This is a genomic window from Neisseria sp. 19428wB4_WF04 (assembly GCF_015235335.1).
Classification (GTDB): Bacteria; Pseudomonadota; Gammaproteobacteria; order Burkholderiales; family Neisseriaceae; genus Neisseria; species Neisseria musculi.
In genome coordinates this window covers 1-18,723 of record NZ_JADGLG010000048.1, presented here as the reverse complement: position 1 = coordinate 18,723, position 18,723 = coordinate 1, and the positions used below count along the sequence as shown (strand labels likewise).

The 18,723-nt window shown below is 54.8% G+C and carries 15 protein-coding genes and 1 pseudogene; 14 read left to right on the top strand and 2 right to left on the bottom strand.

What is annotated here, in order from left to right:
- Positions 1-802: 802 nt before the first annotated feature.
- The gene (gene mnmC, locus IR141_RS09830; protein WP_135036633.1) at positions 803-2,440 is read right to left on the bottom strand and encodes an FAD-dependent 5-carboxymethylaminomethyl-2-thiouridine(34) oxidoreductase MnmC; all 1,638 of its coding nucleotides are present in this window, start codon (positions 2,438-2,440) and stop codon (positions 803-805) included.
- A gap of 207 nt (positions 2,441-2,647) precedes the next feature.
- Between mnmC and IR141_RS09825 the strand changes: the two genes are divergently transcribed.
- The 8 genes from IR141_RS09825 (at position 2,648) to IR141_RS09790 (ending at position 9,286) form a co-directional block, all read left to right on the top strand.
- Positions 2,648-3,004, top strand: coding sequence for a hypothetical protein (locus IR141_RS09825; protein WP_135036630.1), 357 nt, complete (start codon positions 2,648-2,650; stop codon positions 3,002-3,004).
- Positions 3,001-3,732 (top strand): orotidine-5'-phosphate decarboxylase, encoded by a 732-nt coding sequence (gene pyrF / locus IR141_RS09820; RefSeq protein WP_135036627.1) that lies wholly within the window; start codon positions 3,001-3,003, stop codon positions 3,730-3,732. Before IR141_RS09825 ends, pyrF begins: the two co-directional genes overlap by 4 nt.
- A 284-nt stretch (positions 3,733-4,016) precedes the next feature.
- Positions 4,017-4,979, top strand: coding sequence for a D-glycero-beta-D-manno-heptose-7-phosphate kinase (rfaE1, locus tag IR141_RS09815; RefSeq protein WP_135036639.1), 963 nt, complete (start codon positions 4,017-4,019; stop codon positions 4,977-4,979).
- Positions 4,980-5,233: 254 nt separating this feature from the next.
- Positions 5,234-6,235: an ADP-glyceromanno-heptose 6-epimerase gene (rfaD, locus tag IR141_RS09810; protein ID WP_135036624.1), complete on the top strand. Its 1,002-nt coding sequence runs from the start codon at positions 5,234-5,236 to the stop codon at positions 6,233-6,235.
- Positions 6,236-6,407: 172 nt separating this feature from the next.
- Positions 6,408-6,893 (top strand): ribonuclease E activity regulator RraA, encoded by a 486-nt coding sequence (gene rraA, locus IR141_RS09805; protein ID WP_135036636.1) that lies wholly within the window; start codon positions 6,408-6,410, stop codon positions 6,891-6,893.
- A 66-nt stretch (positions 6,894-6,959) separates the two neighbouring features.
- On the top strand, positions 6,960-7,376 hold the full coding sequence (locus tag IR141_RS09800; RefSeq protein ID WP_135036621.1) for an OsmC family protein: 417 nt from the start codon (positions 6,960-6,962) through the stop codon (positions 7,374-7,376).
- An 84-nt stretch (positions 7,377-7,460) separates the two neighbouring features.
- Entirely contained in the window at positions 7,461-8,168 is a 708-nt protein-coding gene (locus IR141_RS09795) for a GntR family transcriptional regulator (protein ID WP_135036618.1), read from the top strand.
- A gap of 266 nt (positions 8,169-8,434) precedes the next feature.
- Entirely contained in the window at positions 8,435-9,286 is an 852-nt protein-coding gene (locus IR141_RS09790; protein WP_135036615.1) for an RnfABCDGE type electron transport complex subunit B, read from the top strand.
- 540 nt (positions 9,287-9,826) lie between these two features.
- On the opposite strand, the gene IR141_RS09785 is transcribed toward IR141_RS09790, so the two are convergent.
- Complete coding sequence (locus tag IR141_RS09785) at positions 9,827-10,306, bottom strand: peptidylprolyl isomerase (protein ID WP_135036612.1); 480 nt, start codon at positions 10,304-10,306, stop codon at positions 9,827-9,829.
- 472 nt (positions 10,307-10,778) lie between these two features.
- Between IR141_RS09785 and IR141_RS09780 the strand changes: the two genes are divergently transcribed.
- The 6 genes and pseudogenes from IR141_RS09780 to IR141_RS09755 form a co-directional block, all read left to right on the top strand.
- Complete coding sequence (locus tag IR141_RS09780) at positions 10,779-11,072, top strand: hypothetical protein (RefSeq protein ID WP_167743154.1); 294 nt, start codon at positions 10,779-10,781, stop codon at positions 11,070-11,072.
- Between the two features lie 131 nt (positions 11,073-11,203).
- On the top strand, positions 11,204-12,574 hold the full coding sequence (locus IR141_RS09775; RefSeq protein ID WP_135036609.1) for an FAD-binding oxidoreductase: 1,371 nt from the start codon (positions 11,204-11,206) through the stop codon (positions 12,572-12,574).
- Positions 12,575-13,477: 903 nt separating this feature from the next.
- Complete coding sequence (pflB, locus tag IR141_RS09770; RefSeq protein WP_135036606.1) at positions 13,478-15,763, top strand: formate C-acetyltransferase; 2,286 nt, start codon at positions 13,478-13,480, stop codon at positions 15,761-15,763.
- A 261-nt stretch (positions 15,764-16,024) separates the two neighbouring features.
- Complete coding sequence (gene pflA / locus IR141_RS09765) at positions 16,025-16,825, top strand: pyruvate formate lyase 1-activating protein (RefSeq protein ID WP_135036602.1); 801 nt, start codon at positions 16,025-16,027, stop codon at positions 16,823-16,825.
- A 368-nt stretch (positions 16,826-17,193) separates the two neighbouring features.
- Complete coding sequence (gene aroG, locus IR141_RS09760; RefSeq protein WP_135036600.1) at positions 17,194-18,240, top strand: 3-deoxy-7-phosphoheptulonate synthase AroG; 1,047 nt, start codon at positions 17,194-17,196, stop codon at positions 18,238-18,240.
- 285 nt (positions 18,241-18,525) lie between these two features.
- Positions 18,526-18,723, top strand: a pseudogene (locus IR141_RS09755) (IS1595 family transposase); the annotation flags it as partial.

Genomic DNA, 18,723 nt, shown 5'->3' with positions numbered 1-18,723 from the left:
TCTATTGTTGCAATTATGAGAAAGCTGGTAACCATCGCTTTCTACATTTTGAAAAACCAAACGGAATACGACAAAACCCGTTACGGATTAACAGCATAAATTAACAATTTCAAACAGAAAAATGCCCTACAAAAGCAGGGCACGGCTTGGTTGTTGCCGAAAGAATACATCAACGGCATTGACACTTTCACACACTATCTTTGGTGTGCGGTGTCAGGCTTGTTCTGCTATGGCGCGGCCGCGCGGTATGTTGGTGCCGCTCCGGCTGCATGCCTTTATTTGCTCCGTGCGGCAGTTTGTAAACCTGCCCCGCGTAGCAAAGGCCGTCTGAAAAAGTTTTCAGACGGCCTTTGTGTATTCTTCATTTTGAGGCATCGGCAGAATCGAAAAAACACCGCAAGCAGTTTATCTGCCTTATTTTCGTGCAGGCGGAAGCCCGATATCCGACATCTCGGTATGTGTTTGATCGATGCTTCAATCTTTCTGCTCGGATATCCGCCTGCACGGGGCGCGGCGGGCTTGCGGAGCTCATCACGGTATTCGGTTTTTCAGACGGCACTCCAACCGGCATTCAGGTGTTTGGCAAAGGCTTTGGGCCGTCTGAAAACAGGGGCAGGCATCATCAACCGGCATACTCTTCATATCAAGGCAGGCCGCAGGAAATCATACAGACAGCGTAAAGCCGTTTTTGCCGCTGTTTCAGTGCGTCCTGCCCAACCTTTCGCTTTGGTCGGGGCGCGGCAGCAATGCAATGCAAACAAAGCGGGTTTGTTATCCGTTGCACAGAATGAAACATGCCGCATCAAGCCTGTTCCAGCAGCGGCCGGCCGCGGATAAGCGCGCGGACAACCGTACGGTTGGGCGAGAGCGCGCTGCGCAGGCGTTGCGGCAGCGGGTTGGGCAGGCCGAGAATGCCGGCCGCAACGGCGGCGGCGCACACGGGGGCGGTGGCCAGGCCGCGGCTGCCGTGGGCGGTGTTGATGTAGGCACCCGGCAGATAGGGGCAGGGTGTGCAGATGCGGTAGTTTTTATCGAGCGCAAGTTTGGCATAGGCCTGCTGCATGGCGCAGATGTCGCCGAGCGCGCCTGCCAACGGCAGATGGTCGGGGCTGTCGCAGCGCAGGGCGGCATGGCCCTGTAAGGGGGCGGGGCGGTCGCAGCGGGTTTCAGACGGCCTGTTTGGGTTTCGGCCGTCTGAAAATAAATTTTCGGCCAGTGTGCTATCCAGTTTGCGCAGGGTGAGACGGTTGGCTTCGGCATCGCCGGCGCGCCATTCGCAACCGGTGTCGTGCTGGATAAAGGTGGCGCCGAAACAGTGCACGCCCTGCCAGGCAGGGCTGATGTAGCCGGCGGCGGAAAGGGCGCAGCGCAGCGCGGCGGAATAGGGCGTGGCGGCCGCCAAATCGGTTTGGCCGCGAATCAGGCGGTAGGGCAGTGCCGACACATCGGGCAGGGCGGCGAGCGGGCTGTGCGCGCCCATGCAAAAAACAATATGGCTGCCCTGAAAAGCGCGCCCGCCGGAGGTTTCTACCTGCCATGTGCCGTTGCGGTATTCTGTCGAGCACACGGCGGTGTGACTGTAAAGCTCAATCAGAGGGTGGTCGAGCAGGGCGTGTACCAGCGCGGGCGGGTTCAGCCATACGCCCTGCGGCCAATAAAGCGCGCTTTGGGCAACAGGGATGCCGGCCAGCCGCGAAGCGGTTTCGGCGGATACGGCGCGGTAGAGATGGGCGTGGTGGGTTTGTGCTGCCAGCGCCTGATTGCGGCGGGTTTCCTCATCGTTATGGTCGAGATGGAGCACGCCGTTTCCGCCCCAGTTTGCGCGCGCGGGCAGCAGATCTTCGAGCAGGCGGCGGGTGTGGCCGTAGCCGCACAGCAATAATTCGGTCTGCTCGGTGTGGTGCGGCGAAATCTTGGCATACAGCAGCCCTTGCCGGTTGCCCGATGCGGCACCAGCCGGCGCAGCAGCTTCGAGCACGGTAACGGGCAGGCCGTGTTGTGCCAGCGCGCGGGCGGTAGCCGCGCCGGCAATGCCTGCGCCGATAACGATGGCGCGGGTGGGGGTGTGCCGTTTGGGCGGCGCAAACCACGGCTTGAGCTGCGGCAGCGGCAGTTGCGGCACGGCTTCGGTCTGCCATTGCACGGGTTGCGGAAAATGCTCGCCGAGACGGCACGCAGCTTCGGGCGGCATCAGCCATAAATGCACGCCCGGCAGAATGTCGCCCAGCGCATTGGCGGTGTTGAACTGAATGCAGCCGAGTTTGGCTTCGACAGCCTGAAGCAACGCTTTTTCGAGCGCAGAGGGGTTTTCAGACGGCCTGAAGACAGGGAAGCTCCGGTCGGGCAGGCACACAACCAAATAAAGCGGCCTGTCGTGCTGCGCAACGGTGCGGGTAAGACAGGCGGCAGCGGGCGGGCGGTTCCAGGCAAGGCAGATCATCTTAAAGAGGCCGTCTGAAAAAAAGAAGCCGTGATTTTAACACGCGCGGGTGTGCGGGCTGCCCAAGTGGGATGGAAAAGCTGTTAAAATCGGGCAGGGCTGCCGCACGGGCAGGCGGTGCGGCCCGCTGTTTGCAGTATGTGCGGCACGGTATACCGCCCGCGCCGCGCCTTTACTTTATAGGTTGCAGAGTCTGCGCGGCTGCCGTTGCCGGCACGGTGGTTTCGGGCGCAGTTTTTACAAACCGCTGCCGTGGTTTGCGGCTTTGCGGCGGGGCCGGAAAATATTTATCCCGGGCCGGAAAAAGGCGCAGGCATCGGCCGCAATCCGCTGCAGGGCGGGGGTATGGTGGATATCTTCGTTTCCCGCTTCGGCTCAGCCCCGCTTAAAGAAAGCGGCTTTGCCCGCCGCAACGGCAGCAAAACCGGTTTCTTCATTGCCGGCGGCTTGCCGTTTTATGCCTTGTGCCGGAAATACGGGTTTGCTATAAAATCCACTGTCAAATCATGCTGCTGCCGCGAAAAGCAGCGTTTCACCCATATTGAGGTAAGGATGTTTTTATGAACCCGTTAGCTGCCGATTTCCACACCGGTTTTGCCGCAAAGCCCGTGATTGTGGCGCTGGATTTTGCCAACGAACACGATACGCTGGCGTTTGTGCGCCGTCTTTCTCCCGAGCTGTGCCGCTTGAAAATCGGCAAAGAGCTGTTTACCGCCACCGGCCGCCGTTTGGCCGAAAACCTGATTAACCAAGGCTTCGAGCTGTTTCTCGATTTGAAATACCACGATATTCCCAACACCGTGGCCAAAGCCTGCCGCGCGGCGGCGGAGATGGGGGTGTGGATGGTCGATATGCACGCCTGCGGCGGCCGCCGCATGATGGAGGCCGCTGCCGAAGCCGTAGCCAATCAGGCGCACAGGCCGCTGCTAATCGGTGTAACTGTGCTCACCAGCATGGAAGAGGCCGACTTGGCCGAAACCGGCCTGAACGCGCCGGTGGAAGAGTTGGTGTTGCGCTGGGCCAAACTCGCGCAAAGCTCGGGCTTGGACGGCGTGGTGTGTTCCGCCCGCGAAGCCGCCCCGCTGCGCCGCGGCTTGGGCGGAGATTTTGTGCTGGTTACGCCCGGTATCCGCCTCGATGTGGCGGGCAACAGCGATGACCAGCGCCGAATCATGACTCCGGCTCAGGCGCTGGCGGCCGGCTCCACTTATCTGGTGATGGGCCGACCCGTTACCCAGGCCGCCGACCCCGTTGCCGTGCTGCGCGAAATCAACACGGCAGCGGCAGGCTGAGTGTTCAGACGGCCGCACCCGCCCGCTTTCCCGCCGCCGCACGTCAACAGCGCAGGCTCTGCCTGAAGCAGGCGGTTCGGCCGGTATTGCGGCCGTCTGAAAACGTTTGGGCGGCACCCCGCCACCGCTTCTGCGGCAGAATCTGCAGGTATTGGAGCCGTCTGAAAATGTTCGGGGGGTACCCCGCAGCGTTTGAAGATGCCGCCCCTCCCCAAAAAACGGCGGCAACAGCGGGCGGCCGCAGCGCAGGCCGTCTGAAAACCGATAACAGATTGGATGGAAATATGGCGTTTTCCCTTTCCCCCGAAACCCTGAAAGCGCATTTTGCGCGGGCACGCGTATTGGTGGTGGGCGATGTGATGCTCGACCGCTATTGGTTTGGCGATGTGTCGCGCATTTCGCCTGAAGCACCCGTGCCGGTGGCCAAAATCGGCAAAACCGACCAACGCGCCGGCGGTGCGGCCAATGTTGCCCGCAACGTTGCCTCGCTGGGCGGGCAGGCTGCTTTGCTGTCGGTAACCGGCAACGATGAGGCGGCTGGCGTGCTCGAGGGGCTGATGCGGCAAGACGGCGTGGCCGCTCATTTGGTGCGTGATTCCGAAATCGCCACCACGGTGAAACTGCGCGTGGTGGCACGCAACCAGCAGCTTATCCGGCTCGACTTTGAAGAAACGCCGCACCGCGAAATCCTCGATTCGGTGAAAGACCAATACCGCGCCCTACTGCCTGAATACGATGTGGTGGTTTTGTCGGACTACGGCAAAGGCGGCCTGCTGCATGTGGCCTCGATGATAGAATGGGCGCGCCGGGCCGGCAAACCCGTGTTAATCGACCCCAAAGGCGGCGACTATGAAAAATATGCCGGCGCCACCCTGCTCACCCCCAACCGTGCCGAGTTGAAAGAGGTGGCGGGCAGCTGGCGCAGCGAAGCAGAATTGGCCGAAAAAGCCCGCCGTTTGTGCCGTAATCTCGAATTCGAGGCATTGCTGCTGACCCGCAGCGAAGAGGGCATGACCTTATTTGACGGCAATGAAATCATTAACCAACCCACGCGCGCGCAGGAAGTTTATGACGTGTCCGGCGCGGGCGACACCGTTATCGCCAGCATGGGTTTGGGGCTGGCCGCCGGCTTAAGCCTGCCCGAAGCCATGCACATTGCCAACAGTGCCGCAGGTGTGGTGGTGGCCAAATTGGGCACGGCGGTGTGTCCGTTTGACGAGTTGGCGGCTGCGCTCGAAAAGGAATAACGGCGGTTTCAGACGGCCTTGAAAGGAGATGCTGTGCACCAACCCGGTTTGGAAAAATCAAACGCAGGCAGGCCGATGAAGCGTATCTTTATGATAATTCCGGGGCAGAGTTGGCATGGGTGCGGTATGCTGCCGGCGGTAAAGTTTATCTGCAAACCGATGCGCAGCCAGCATGGGTGCAGAAGCTGATACAAACATTAACGGCCGTCTGAAAGCCCGAGGCTTTTTCAGACGGCCTCCCGAAAGGAAAAATCATGACCATCATCGTAACCGGTGCCGCCGGCTTTATCGGCAGCAACATCATTCAGGCCTTAAACCGGCGCGGCATCACCGACATCGTTGCCGTGGATAATTTAAGCCGCGGCGAAAAATTCAAAAACCTGGCCGGGTGCGAAATCGCCCATTATCTCGACAAACACGAGTTTATCCGCCAAGTGCGCGAACACGCGCTGCCCTACGACAACATCGAAGCCGTGTTCCACGAGGGTGCCTGCTCCGACACCATGGAGCACGATGGGCACTATATGATGGACAACAACTATCAATACAGCCTCGATCTGCTCGATTGGTGCCAAGACGAACGCATTCCCTATCTTTATGCCTCCAGCGCGGCGGTGTATGGCAAAGGCGAGGTATTCCGCGAAGAGCGGGAGCTGGAAAAACCGCTCAATGTTTACGGCTATTCCAAATTCCAATTCGACCAGGTGGTGCGCCGCCGCCTGAAAGAAGGGCTGAGTGCGCAGGTGGCGGGCTTCCGCTATTTCAACGTTTACGGGCAGCACGAGCAGCACAAAGGCCGCATGGCATCGGTGGCCTTCCACCACTTCAACCAATACCGCGAAAACGGCTACGTTAATCTCTTCGGCGCATACGGCGGCTATGATAAAGGTGGGCAAACCCGCGATTTCGTGAGCGTGGAAGATGTGGTAAAAGTAAACCTGTTTTTCTTCGACCACCCCGAAAAATCAGGTATTTTCAACCTCGGCACCGGCCGCGGCCGCCCGTTTAACGAGTTGGCGGCCGCTACCGTCAATGCCTGCCGCCTGGCCGAAGGCAAAGCGGCGATGACGCTGGAAGAGCTGGTGAAAGAAGAGCTTATCCGCTATATCCCGTTTCCCGATGCGCTCAAAGGCAAATACCAGAGCTTCACCGAGGCCGATATTTCGCGTTTGCGCGAAGCGGGCTATGACGGCACTTTCTTCGATGTGGACGAAGGTGTCGGCCGCTATGTGGCGTGGATGCTGGAAAACCTGTAGCCGCGCCGCAAAACGGCACGGCGGAATACTTTACAGGCCTTCAAACGGCTTTCAGACGGCCTTTGGAGCCGAGTTGCAAATAATCGGGGAAAGTGCCGCTGTCGGCCGTCTGAAAGCGCAAAGCGGGCGGCGCGGTTTGTTTGATTATCCCTTCTCAGCAAAGGAAACCATCATGAGCAGATACGACTTTTCAACTGCCGATCTCATCGACACGGCACCGGACACGCCATCGTGCGAAACCCAGCTGCGCCATTTCGGCCGCCGCCACCGCTTCTGCGGCAGAATCCGCACCGTCAAATGCAGCCGCGACAACGGCTTGGTGAAACAGCTGATGAACACGCATTCAGACGGTGAAGTGTTGGTGGTAGACGGCGGCGGCGATTTATACAGCGCGCTGATGGGCGATATGGTTGCCGGCGCAGGTGCTGCAAACGGCTGGGCGGGCGCGGTGGTTTTCGGCGCGGTGCGCGACAGCGAAATACTTAACACGCTCGATTTCGGCGTGAAAGCGCTGGGCACCAATCCGCGCAAAAGCGGCAAAGAAGGCACGGGCGAAGTGGACGTTCCGGTCAGTTTCGGTGGCATAACCTTCACCCCCGGCCACTATCTCTACAGTGATTCAGACGGCATTTTGGTGTCGGAGCGGCCGTTGGGCTGAGTGCAGGCGGCGGCACGGCTGCCGCTTGGGTACATTTTCAATCGGGCAGATAATCAGGAGTAAAATATGCAGGTAACTTCACAATGGTTGGACGGCATGTGTTTTGTCGGCACCACCGGACACGGACACAGCGTGGTGATGGAAGGCGCGGCGGCAGAGGGGCAGGCCAAACGCGGCCCCAGCCCGATGGAAATGCTGCTGCTGGGCGTGGCGGGCTGTTCCAGCATCGATGTGGTGATGATTGCCCAAAAACAACGGCAGAACATCACCGACTGCCGGGCATCGGTAACAGCCAGGCGCGCAGACACCACGCCGCGCGTGTTTACCGAAATCCATATTCATTTCAAAGTGTTCGGCCGTGATCTCAAAGAAAGTGCCATTGCCAAAGCGGTGGAGATGTCGGCCGAAAAATACTGCTCCGCTTCGATTATGCTGGGCAAGGCGGCAACCGTAACACACAGTTTCGAATTGGTGCAGGCGTAAAGGTTTTGCCGGCAGAGGCCGTCTGAAAAAACGTTCGGACGGCCTTGAAATCCATCTGATGACGATGGAACAAAGAGACGAAATATGTTTGAAAGCAACAATATATTTGATGCCCCTGCCGCCTCCGATTCTGTGGAAGAGCGGCACGACTCCGAACTGTTCAGGGTATATGCCGGGATTCTCGACAGAATCACCGACCACCAGTTCCGCCCCGGACACAAACTGACCGAATCGGATTTGTGCCGGCAGATGGTGTGTTCGCGCGGCACCGTGCGTGGCGCACTCTCGCTGCTGGCACACGATAAAATCGTTGATTTGCAGCCCAACCGCGGTGCATTTGTGCATGTTCCCGATGCCAAAGAAATGCAGGACGTATTCAAAATGCGCATCGCGCTGGAAGAAACCGTTATCGGTATGCTGCTCGAGCAGCCCGATTTGGCCGGGCGCGCCCAACCGCTGTATGCCTTGATAGAGCGGGAAGAAGCTGCTTTCACCCGCGGCGACCGCGTAGCATGGAACCGCCTTTCCAATGCTTTTCACGTTGAATTGGCGCGGCTGCTTGACAACAGCGTGCTGCTTGACACCGTCAATGCCCTGTGTGCTCGTTCTTCGCTGATTATTGCTGTTTTCGACACCCCGAAAGACCGTTTGCGCCACACCTATTGCGAGCACCGCGAAATTCTCGATTTGCTGGTGGCGGGCAAAGGCAGCCGTGCCTGCAAAATGATGCGTAAGCACTTAGGGCAGTGTCAGGCGCGTCTGCTGCAAAAATTCGGCCTGGAAGGGGAATAAACGGCTGCCGGCCGTGTGGCGGGGGGGGGTATGCCGTGTGGTGAGGCTGATACGGAAACCTTATCCTGCCCGGGCGCGGTTGGCGATTCAGCCTGAAGTGTCTTTCAACAGCACAGGCCGTCTGAAAATGATCCAATATTGTTTGACGGCGGCAAATCTTCGTGTCTGTTTTTTGAATTTTGCCGAAACACCGGACAACCCCGCCTTACTCAGGTTTGTTCCGCGTATCTGTTAAAATCTGCCTTTTCGATTCCGACCTGCCAACCATGAATCTTGCCAAACGCTTGGATAATCTCCTGCCGCAAACCCAATGCCGCGAATGCGGTTATCAGGGCTGCCTGCCCTATGCGCAGGCGTTGGCCGAAGGCAGGGCCGAAATCAATCTGTGCGCGCCGGGCGGTGAGGCAGTGATGCTGGATATCGCCGGCCTGCTCGGCAGAATGCCGGCACGGCCTGTGAAAACTCAACAAAAGGCTTTGGCGTGGATAGATGAAACGGTGTGTATCGGCTGCACGGCCTGCATCAGGGCCTGCCCGGTCGATGCCATTATGGGCGCATCCAAGCAGATGCACACGGTTATCCGCAACGAATGCACGGGTTGCCGATTGTGCGTGGCGCCGTGCCCGGTAGACTGCATTCATATGCAGCCGGTAGAGGCAGATTTTCTGCCGTTGGCGCGGGCAGATGCGCATGGCTGCGAACCGCGCAAGGCCGCCGCAGAATATGCCCGCGTCCGTTTTAACCGGCACGAAGCGCGCCGGGCAAGGAATTTGCAGGAGAAAAAAGCCCGTTTGACCGAATGTGAAGCCGCTGTGAAAGCCAAAGTGCGAGATGGGGCGGCAGCGTTGCATACCGCAACTGCCCCGTTTAATCCCGCCGATTTGATTGCGCAGGCAATGGCGCGTGCGCAGGCGCAACAAGCGCAGCGGGCGGTGTCGGCCAATAGGGCAGCCTATCAGGCGCAACAGTTGGAAGAAGCCAAGGAGCGTGCGGCCTACCGCCGTGCGCAGCGCGATTTACAATACGGAACAGCAGATGAAAAAGCAGCGGCATTGGTGTTTCTGCAGCAATATAAGGCCGGGCAGGAAGCCAAACAGACCAAGCGCGGAGCAACGTGAAAAATAAAGTCTGCTGTGTAGAATACGTGCAAACAAAGCCTGTGCGCGGCAGCGGTGATGAATGCCCGCGCTGGCAAGGCGGATATGGCTGTTGTTGCTGCAGTTTGCGGCAAGGTTTTCTTCCCAACCGGAGGCATACATAACCGGCTGATTTTAAAATAAGAGAAGGCGGCAGGCTGTGGATAGTACCAATACGCAACCGGGCAAATACTGTTATGGTTTTTAAAGCCGGCTGTCAGCGGCAGGGCTTTTGAGAAATGGTAATAACCTGGCAAAACAGGCTGCGCACCCGGCCAAAATACCCTCAATGCCGTCTGAAAGGCTTTTAATATCGTTTTTAGCTTCGCAAGGCCGCCGGCTACTCCGCACGGGTGGGAATCCAGATGAAAATAGAAATATCGATTAAAAAATGCCATGATACCGAAAGCTTGGATTCCCCTCTGCGCGGGAGCGCAGTAAACAAACTTCTTGTTTTTGAATTTTGCAAAGATTTCAGGCCGTCTGAAAGTTTCAGACGGCCTGTTTTAAAATGCCTGCTGCTTAATGGTGGTGTCCGTGTTCGCCGTGTACATGACCGTGGGCAATTTCTTCTTCGCTGGCATCGCGCACGCTGTCGATCGTGGCTTTGAAACGGATTTTCATGCCGGCCAGCGGGTGGTTGCCGTCAACCACGGCTTTGCCGTCTGCCACATCGGTTACGCGGTAAACCCATACATCGCCGGTTTCGGGGTCATCGGCTTCGAACATCATGCCGACTTCCACTTCAACGGGGAATACGTCTGCATCTTCGATGCGCACCAACTCCGGGTCTTGTTCGCCGAAAGCATCATCGGGCTGCAGGATGATATCGACCACATCCCCCGCTTCTTTGCCGTGCAGCGCTTCTTCTACCAACGGGAAAATCCCATCGTAGCCGCCGTGCAGGTAAGCGATGGGTTGTTCGGTTTTGTCGAGTAACTGGTCGTTGGCGTCAAACATTTCGTAATGCAGGGTAACAACTGAATTTTTTTGGATGACCATGCTTAAAGATCCTTGTTTGTTTTGGAAATTCGGTTTCTTCGGTGAAGGATTTTCAATTATAACACACTTACGGCGGCGGCCCGGTTTACACTTAGTCCGGCAAAATCAAGCTGTATCTGTCAAAAATTATGCAAATGTTGTACTTTTGCTACTTTTTGCATTATTGTGGCAAATAATGCTTAAATAACCAATAAAATAGTTTTATTCGTTATTGAATGTTTAAAAATTTGAAATTTCAATGCAAACTTTAATTTTATTACAAAAATAAATCAGAAATTTGCAATTTATATTGAACTTATTTTGGTTTGGGCATGACTAAGTTACCATATTCATGGTTCGCTGGGTTGCGGTTGCATTGCGCCAGCCTGTCAGGTCGGGCATAATGCCGAAATTCAGCAATGAATTCTTTTTTCATATGAGACTGGGTTTTGCCTGTGTCAATTTGTTTAAATCGATTTAAAAGGTATTGAAAATGAAAAAATCTTTGTTAGCCGCTGCTCTGATGTCTTTGTTCTTGGCTGCCTGCGGCCAGCAGGCTGCGGCTCCCGATGCTGCTTCTGCTGCCAGCGAGGCTGTTGATGCTGCGGCTTCTGCCGTAGATGCTGCTGCTTCTGAGGTTTCTGCTGCCGCTTCTGAAGTTTCTGAAGCTGCTTCTGCTGCCGAAGCTGCCGCTGAGGCTGCTACTGATGCCGCCGCTTCTGCTGCTGAAACCGCCGCCGATGCTGCTGCTTCTGCCGCTGATGCCGCCGCTTCTGCTGCACAGTAAGTATTTTCTGCAATGATGCGGCAAAAAGCAGAATACACTGTATTCTGCTTTTTGTTTTGGGCAGATGTTTTGCCTGCCAAACTTTTTGAAGCGGTTTCAAAAAGTTTTTCTGTTTTTCAGACGGCCTGAATATGAGTTCACATATCAAAGCGGCACTGCGGCAATTTTTAAATGCAGACGAAATAATAGAAAGCGCACCGCAATGGCTCACCGACCAGCGTTGCCGCTATAGCGGCAGAGCCGATGCTTTGGTGCAGCCTAAAAGCATAAACGCCGTGCAGCAGCTGATGCGGTTTTGCTTTCAAAACAAGATTCCGGTAACGCCGCAGGGCGGCAACACGGGGTTATGCGGTGCTGCCGTGCCCGATGGCGGCGTGCTTTTAAACCTTTCCAAACTCAACCGCATCCGCAGCATCAACTTGGCCGATAACGCCATCACAGTGGACGCTGGCATAGTGCTGCAAGCGGTACAGCAAGCGGCGGCGGCGGCGGGGCGGCTGTTTCCGCTGAGTTTGGCCAGTGAGGGATCGTGCCAAATCGGCGGTAATATTGCCTGCAATGCGGGCGGATTAAATGTGTTGCGCTACGGAACCATGCGCGATTTGGTATTGGGATTGGAAGTGGTGTTGCCAAACGGAGAGTTGGTGCAGCATTTGCATCCGTTGCATAAAAATACCACCGGCTATGATTTGCGGCATTTGTTTATCGGCAGCGAGGGCACATTGGGTGTGGTAACGGGGGCGGTGCTGAAACTGTTTGCGTTGCCGAAAACCGTTGAAACCGTGTGGGTAGGCGTGGATTCGATAGAGCAAGCGGTGGCGTTGCTCACGTTGGTGCAGGGTGTTTTTGCCGAACGGTTGTGCAGTTTCGAACTGGCCGGCCGTTTTGCCTTGGCGTTGTCGTCCGATTTCAGCCGTATCGGCAAGCCGGTAGACGCATCGTGGCATATTTTGCTGGAGTTGGCCGATTCGATGGAAAGCGGCAGTTTGGGCGAAGAGCTGGCAGAGCTTTTGCTGGCACACGGTTTTGGCAATGCTGTAGCGGCGCAGTCCGAAACCGAGCGCCGGGTCTTGTGGACGCTTCGGGAAAATATTTCGGCAGCGCAGCGCAATTTGGGTGCGAGCATCAAACACGACATCGCCGTGCCGATTGCGCGGGCGGCAGAGTTTGTGGCCGGTTGTGAAAGTGCGCTTCAGACGGCTTTCCCGGGCATCAAGATTGTGGTATTCGGCCATTTGGGCGACGGCAGCCTGCATTACAATACCTTCCTGCCCGGCGTGTCGGACAACGGTGTGTATGAATATGAAGACGCGGTGAATACTGTGGTGTATGAAAACGTGCTGGCCTGCGGCGGCACGGTGGCGGCGGAGCACGGTATCGGTATGGTGAAAAAACAATGGCTGCCGAGCGTGCGCAGCGCGGCGGAAATCGCGCTGATGCGGGCGGTGAAAGCGGAGCTTGATCCGCACAATATTATGAATCCGGGGAAACTGTTGCCGTAATTTTGTTTCAGACGGCCTGATACTTTTGCAAGATTCATTTGGGCCGTCTGAAAGATTCCGCTACCGCCATTCCCGCGCTGGCAGGACGCCGGCCTTAAAACCATCAATTACTTTATTTCAATAACTGACAAACAACGACCGGATTCCCGCCTGCGCGGGAATGACAAGGGTATTTTGCAAAAGCCCCGGCCTGGACGGCAGAGGCTTTTGCTGTTAGATAGTTTTAACAAGGGGTTTTTGGCGTGGGGGAAGGCTGTCGGCACATCGATATAGAGTGCGGCTAAGCCGTGCAGACGAGGCTGTATGTTGTCGTGTTGCAGAATTCGCTGCCGCCCTGGGGGCTGTTTTGATACGGGTCGGGGTTGTTAGAGAATTGTAATTAATAAAGTGTGGGTATAATCCTAGGCGGCAGGCAGATTGGCACCCGCCGTTTTATCGGAATAGGGCGCTCCTTCGTTTTCGGCAGCAGGCAGCAAGCCGCAGACAGGGTAAGACAACATGGGGTCGGCTCCGTTGCCGCTTCAGCAGAGCAGCCTTGCCAAACCGTTCTCTTTGCTTTTTGGGCTGAGACTCAGCAATACCGCAACAGAAATCAAGCGGGCTCACTATAATGGTATGGCGGTGAAAGATTCAGTTGTCTTGGCCGACCATGCAACAGGCCGTCTGAAAAAGTGTTCAGACGGCCTGTTTTCGGCAAAATCAAATAATTTTACGCCTGTTTGAAAGAAGATAATAGTGCTCTGGAAGAGGCCGGGTTTGACTACATTTTATTACCTGATTTATATCAAAAAGTAATTTTATTTCAACTAAATCGTAACGCGGCTGCTGCAAATAAGTGCTATGCTTCAACTGTTCAGATACCGTATTCTTTTTCTTATCGTTTGAAAAATAAGGAGTTTTAAAATGACTTCCACCGCACAGGAACGCCCCGCTGCTTGGGCCGGTTTTAAAGCCGGCGAGTGGGAAAACAGTATTAATGTACGTGATTTTATTCAAAAAAACTACACGCCTTATGAAGGTAATGCCGATTTTTTAGCACCCGCCACCGAAGCCACCACCAAATTGTGGGCAGAAGTGATGGAGGGTATCAAGGTGGAAAACCGTACCCATGAGCCTTACAAAATCGATGCCCAAGTGGTTTCCGGCATCACCAGCCACCAGCCGGGCTATATTGATAAAGCGTTGGAAACCGTGGTGGGTTTGCAAACCGATGAGCCGTTAAAGCGCTCTATCATGCCTTTCGGCGGTTTGAAAATGGTGCAGGATTCCTGCAATATTTACCGCGTGGAGCTTAATCCTGCGGTAACCGAAGTTTTCACCAAATACCGCAAAACACACAATCAGGGTGTGTTTGACGTTTATACCCCCGATATCCGCCGCTGCCGCAAATCAGGCGTGCTGACCGGCCTGCCCGATGCTTACGGCCGGGGCCGCATCATCGGCGATTACCGCCGCGTGGCATTGTATGGCATCGACCGCTTGATGACCGACAAAGTAGCGCAGTTCGATTCGCTGCAACCCGATTTGGAAGCCGGTAAAAATTTGGAAGAAGTTATCCGCCGCCGCGAAGAAATCAATGACCAATATAAAGCCTTGGGTCAAATGAAAGAAATGGCCGCCGGCTACGGCTTCGATATTTCCGGCCCCGCTAAAAACGCCCGTGAAGCCGTGCAGTGGACGTATTTTGCCTACCTGGCTGCGGTGAAATCGCAAAACGGCGCCGCCATGTCGTTCGGCCGTGTGGCAACTTTTTTGGATATCTTCATCGAACGCGACCTGCAAAACGGCACATTAACCGAAGTCGAAGCGCAGGAATTGATCGATCATTTGGTGATGAAACTGCGCATGGTGCGCTTTTTGCGCACGCCCGAATACGACCAATTGTTTTCCGGCGACCCGATTTGGGCCACCGAATCCATCGGCGGTATGGGCTTGGACGGCCGCACGCTGGTAACCAAAAACAGCTTCCGTTTCCTGCACACCCTGTATAACATGGGCCCCTCGCCCGAGCCGAACATTACTGTGTTGTGGTCGGAACAGCTGCCCGAGGGCTTCAAGCATTTCTGCGCCAAAGTATCCATCGACACTTCGTCTATCCAATACGAAAACGATGATTTGATGCGCCCCGATTTCAACAGCGATGATTATGCGATTGCCTGCTGCGTGAGCCCGATGGTGGTCGGCAAGCATATGCAGTTTTTCGGTGCACGCGCCAATTTGGCCAAAACCCTGCTATACGCAATCAACGGCGGTGTGGACGAAAAATCTAAAGAGCAGGTCGGCCCCAAAACAGAGCCGATTCTAGATGAAGTGCTGGATTTCGACACTGTGATGACGAGAATGGACAGCTTTATGGATTGGCTGGCCACGCAATATGTTACCGCGCTGAACATCATCCACTACATGCACGACAAATACTCGTATGAAGCCGCGCTGATGGCACTGCACGACCGCGATATCAAACGCACCATGGCCTGCGGTATTGCCGGTTTGTCGGTAGCTGCCGACTCGCTTTCCGCCATTAAATACGCCAAAGTCAAACCCGTGCGCGATGAAAACAACATTGCTGTCGATTTTGAAATCGAAGGCGAATACCCGCAGTTCGGCAACAACGATGACCGTGTCGATGACATTGCCTGCGATTTGGTGGAACGCTTCATGCGCAAAGTGGCCACCCACCCGATGTACCGCAACGCGATTCCGACCCAATCCGTGCTCACCATCACTTCCAATGTGGTTTACGGCAAAAAAACCGGCAACACGCCCGACGGCCGCCGCGCAGGAGCACCTTTCGGTCCCGGCGCCAATCCCATGCACGGCCGCGATGTGAACGGCGCGGTGGCTTCGCTCAGCTCGGTAGCCAAACTGCCGTTCGAGTTCGCCAAAGACGGTATTTCCTATACCTTCTCGATTGTGCCGGGCGCATTGGGTAAAGACGAGCAATCCCGCGAACGCAACCTTGCAGGCCTGATGGACGGTTATTTCCACCACGAAGCAGGAGAGGTAGAAGGCGGCCAACACCTGAACGTGAACGTACTCAACCGCGAAACCCTGCTGGATGCGATGGAGCATCCGGAAAAATACCCGCAGCTCACCATCCGCGTATCGGGCTACGCCGTGCGCTTCAACTCGCTGACCCGCGAGCAGCAGCAAGACGTGATTACCCGCACTTTCACCACCAATATGTAGTTCTTTGCGGGCTTGTGAACGCCATGCCGGGTGATTTTACCCGGCATTTTTTCAGACGGCCTTAATTTTCAGCAAAGGCCGTCTGAAAGCATTAATCAAAGCAGAACAGATGTTTATAAAACATGGCGGCGGGCGGCAGATTGCCGTTATGCCCAAACCGGTGCAAACTGCATTTTTGCGTACACACCGCTTCGCCCTGTAGGCAGAAGCTTTCTGCTGCAATATCAGCAACATTCAGAATAAATGAAAAAAGGCAACACCATGCAAACCTACACCATCAAACCCGACAACGAACAGCGCGAAGGCCGCAGGGGCTATCATGGCACCGCCATCGTGCATTCCATCGAATCCTGCGGCACGGTGGACGGGCCGGGTTTGCGGTTTGTGCTGTTTCTGCAGGGCTGCCTGATGCGCTGCCTGTATTGCCACAACCGCGACACTTGGGAGATGCACACCGACAAATCGCAAGAGCTCACGGTGGAGCAGGTGATGAAGCAGGTGTTGTCATACCGCCACTACCTCAAAGCCACCGGCGGCGGCATAACCGCAACCGGCGGCGAACCGCTGCTGCAATACGAATTTCTGCGCGACTGGTTTACCGCCTGCCGCCAACACGATATCCACACTTGTCTCGACACCAACGGCTATGCCCTGCATTACGATGAAATTCTCGATGACTTGCTCGACCACACCAATCTGGTGATGCTCGATTTGAAACAGATGGATCCTGAAATCCACAAAGTGCTGGTGGGCATTCCCAACACCAAAACCCTCAACTTCGCCCGCTATCTGGCCGAGCGCGGTCAACCCACACGCGTGCGCTACGTTATCGTGCCGGGCTACACCGATGACGAATGTTCGGCCAACCTGCTCGGCGAATTTATCGGCGGCATGGAAAACGTGGAAACCGTGGAGCTTCTGCCGTATCACGAACTGGGCGCGCACAAATGGGCGCTGTGCGGAGACGAATACCAACTCAAAGGCGTACGCCCGCCGCCCAAAGAAACCGTGTTGCGGATTAAAGAAATTCTAGAAGGCTACGGTAAAAATATTATCCTGTGAGCCTTGAAAACGTTCCAGGCCGTCTGAAACCAGGCCGTCTGAAAAGTGCAGCATTTTCAAAACTTCTTGAGGCTTTTTTCGTTTCAGAGGCACCGTTTGGAAATGTCCGCACTCAGAAACAGAAAACGGAATCGGAGTTTTCACGCCATAAACATATAGCGGAACGGGTGTGGTTTGGGCATTCCGACATATGAAATCATTGATATAAAATTTTATAATTTCTTAAATTAAGAAATTTAAATTTTCATAAAAATAAAAATTATAGATTTACACAATAAAATAGCCGGAAAGTGGATTTTTGGCTTGCCATATCCCGCATAAGCCGCTAAGCTCTCCAGCCTGATTCATCTGCATAGAAAAGAACCATCATGACCCTGCAGCACCGCCAAACAGACGATGTAAAAATCAAAGAAATCAAAGAACTGCTGCCGCCGATTGCCCATCTGTATGACCTGCCTATCAGTGAAGCTGCTTCTGATTTGGTTTACCGAACCCGCCGGGAAGTAGCCGGGTTGGTTCACGGCAAAGACAACCGCCTGCTGGTAGTAATCGGCCCCTGTTCTATCCACGACCCGGGCGCTGCGCTCGAATATGCCGCGCGGCTGCTGCCGCTGCGCAAAAAATACGAAAAAGAGCTGCTGGTTGTGATGCGCGTTTATTTTGAGAAACCGCGCACCACCGTAGGTTGGAAAGGCTTGATCAACGACCCCCATTTGGACGGCTCATTCGATATCAATTTCGGCCTGAGGCAGGCGCGCAAACTGCTGCTTGCGTTGAACGATATGGGTATGCCGGCATCTACCGAGTTTCTCGATATGATTACACCGCAATATTATGCCGACCTGATTTCATGGGGTGCCATCGGTGCGCGCACCACCGAAAGCCAAGTCCACCGCGAATTGGCCAGCGGCTTGTCGTGCCCTGTCGGCTTTAAAAACGGCACCGATGGTAATCTGAAAATCGCCATCGATGCCATTGGCGCGGCTTCCCATCCGCACCATTTTCTCTCGGTTACCAAAACCGGCCATTCCGCGATTGTACACACCGCAGGCAATCCCGACTGCCATGTGATTCTGCGCGGCGGCAAAGAGCCGAATTACAGTGCCGAGCATGTGAAAGACGCGGCTGCCCGGCTCGAGCAGGCCGGAGTGCCGCCCAAACTGATGGTAGATTTCAGCCATGCCAACAGCTGCAAAGACTATAAACGCCAAATGGCCGTGGCCGAAGATGTGGCACAGCAAATCTGCAACGGTGAAAACAATATTATGGGCGTGATGGTGGAAAGCCATTTGGTGGAAGGCCGCCAAGACAAACCGGAAACCTACGGTCAAAGCATCACCGATGCCTGCATCGGTTGGGATACAACCGAAGCGTTATTGACATTGCTGGCCGAAGCCAACCGCAGCCGCGTGTAAATACCGTTTGGCTGGAAAATAGAGTTTTTTGAATCCAAAAATACAGATATAACTAATTGTTATTAAATAATAATTTATTCATGGATTGCCGTCGTATACAGCTTTTTTAATAGCCTTTAGGCACAAATCAGGCACACACTCAAAAACGAAAACTTAAGCCTGCCTTTTGCTATTGGGCATGTTTAATTTTTCGTTTTTTCTTTTTGGGAAAAGCAAACAGCATCTTTGAACAAGGGGCTGTACTAGATAACTAGGGAAATTTAACTTCAGGTTAGAATAATCCCTATGAGAAAAAGTCGTTTAAGTCAGTACAAGCAAAACAAACTGATTGAACTATTTGTTGCAGGTGTTACCGCCCGCACAGCGGCGCAATTAGTTAGCGTCAATAAAAATACCGCTGCCTATTACTTCCACCGTTTGCGCTTACTTATCTATCACAACAGCCCGCATCTGGAAATGCTTGATGGTGAAGAGAAGTTGATG

Excerpts from the sequence above, each read along its gene's own strand:
- mnmC (WP_135036633.1), bottom strand. The coding sequence starts at position 2,440 with ATGATCTGCCTTGCCTGGAACCGCCCGCCCGCTGCCGCCTGTCTTACC.
- pyrF (WP_135036627.1), top strand. The coding sequence starts at position 3,001 with ATGAACCCGTTAGCTGCCGATTTCCACACCGGTTTTGCCGCAAAGCCC.
- rfaE1 (WP_135036639.1), top strand. The coding sequence starts at position 4,017 with ATGGCGTTTTCCCTTTCCCCCGAAACCCTGAAAGCGCATTTTGCGCGG.
- rfaD (WP_135036624.1), top strand. The coding sequence starts at position 5,234 with ATGACCATCATCGTAACCGGTGCCGCCGGCTTTATCGGCAGCAACATC.
- rraA (WP_135036636.1), top strand. The coding sequence starts at position 6,408 with ATGAGCAGATACGACTTTTCAACTGCCGATCTCATCGACACGGCACCG.
- IR141_RS09800 (WP_135036621.1), top strand. The coding sequence starts at position 6,960 with ATGCAGGTAACTTCACAATGGTTGGACGGCATGTGTTTTGTCGGCACC.
- IR141_RS09795 (WP_135036618.1), top strand. The coding sequence starts at position 7,461 with ATGTTTGAAAGCAACAATATATTTGATGCCCCTGCCGCCTCCGATTCT.
- IR141_RS09790 (WP_135036615.1), top strand. The coding sequence starts at position 8,435 with ATGAATCTTGCCAAACGCTTGGATAATCTCCTGCCGCAAACCCAATGC.
- IR141_RS09785 (WP_135036612.1), bottom strand. The coding sequence starts at position 10,306 with ATGGTCATCCAAAAAAATTCAGTTGTTACCCTGCATTACGAAATGTTT.
- IR141_RS09780 (WP_167743154.1), top strand. The coding sequence starts at position 10,779 with ATGAAAAAATCTTTGTTAGCCGCTGCTCTGATGTCTTTGTTCTTGGCT.
- IR141_RS09775 (WP_135036609.1), top strand. The coding sequence starts at position 11,204 with ATGAGTTCACATATCAAAGCGGCACTGCGGCAATTTTTAAATGCAGAC.
- pflB (WP_135036606.1), top strand. The coding sequence starts at position 13,478 with ATGACTTCCACCGCACAGGAACGCCCCGCTGCTTGGGCCGGTTTTAAA.
- pflA (WP_135036602.1), top strand. The coding sequence starts at position 16,025 with ATGCAAACCTACACCATCAAACCCGACAACGAACAGCGCGAAGGCCGC.
- aroG (WP_135036600.1), top strand. The coding sequence starts at position 17,194 with ATGACCCTGCAGCACCGCCAAACAGACGATGTAAAAATCAAAGAAATC.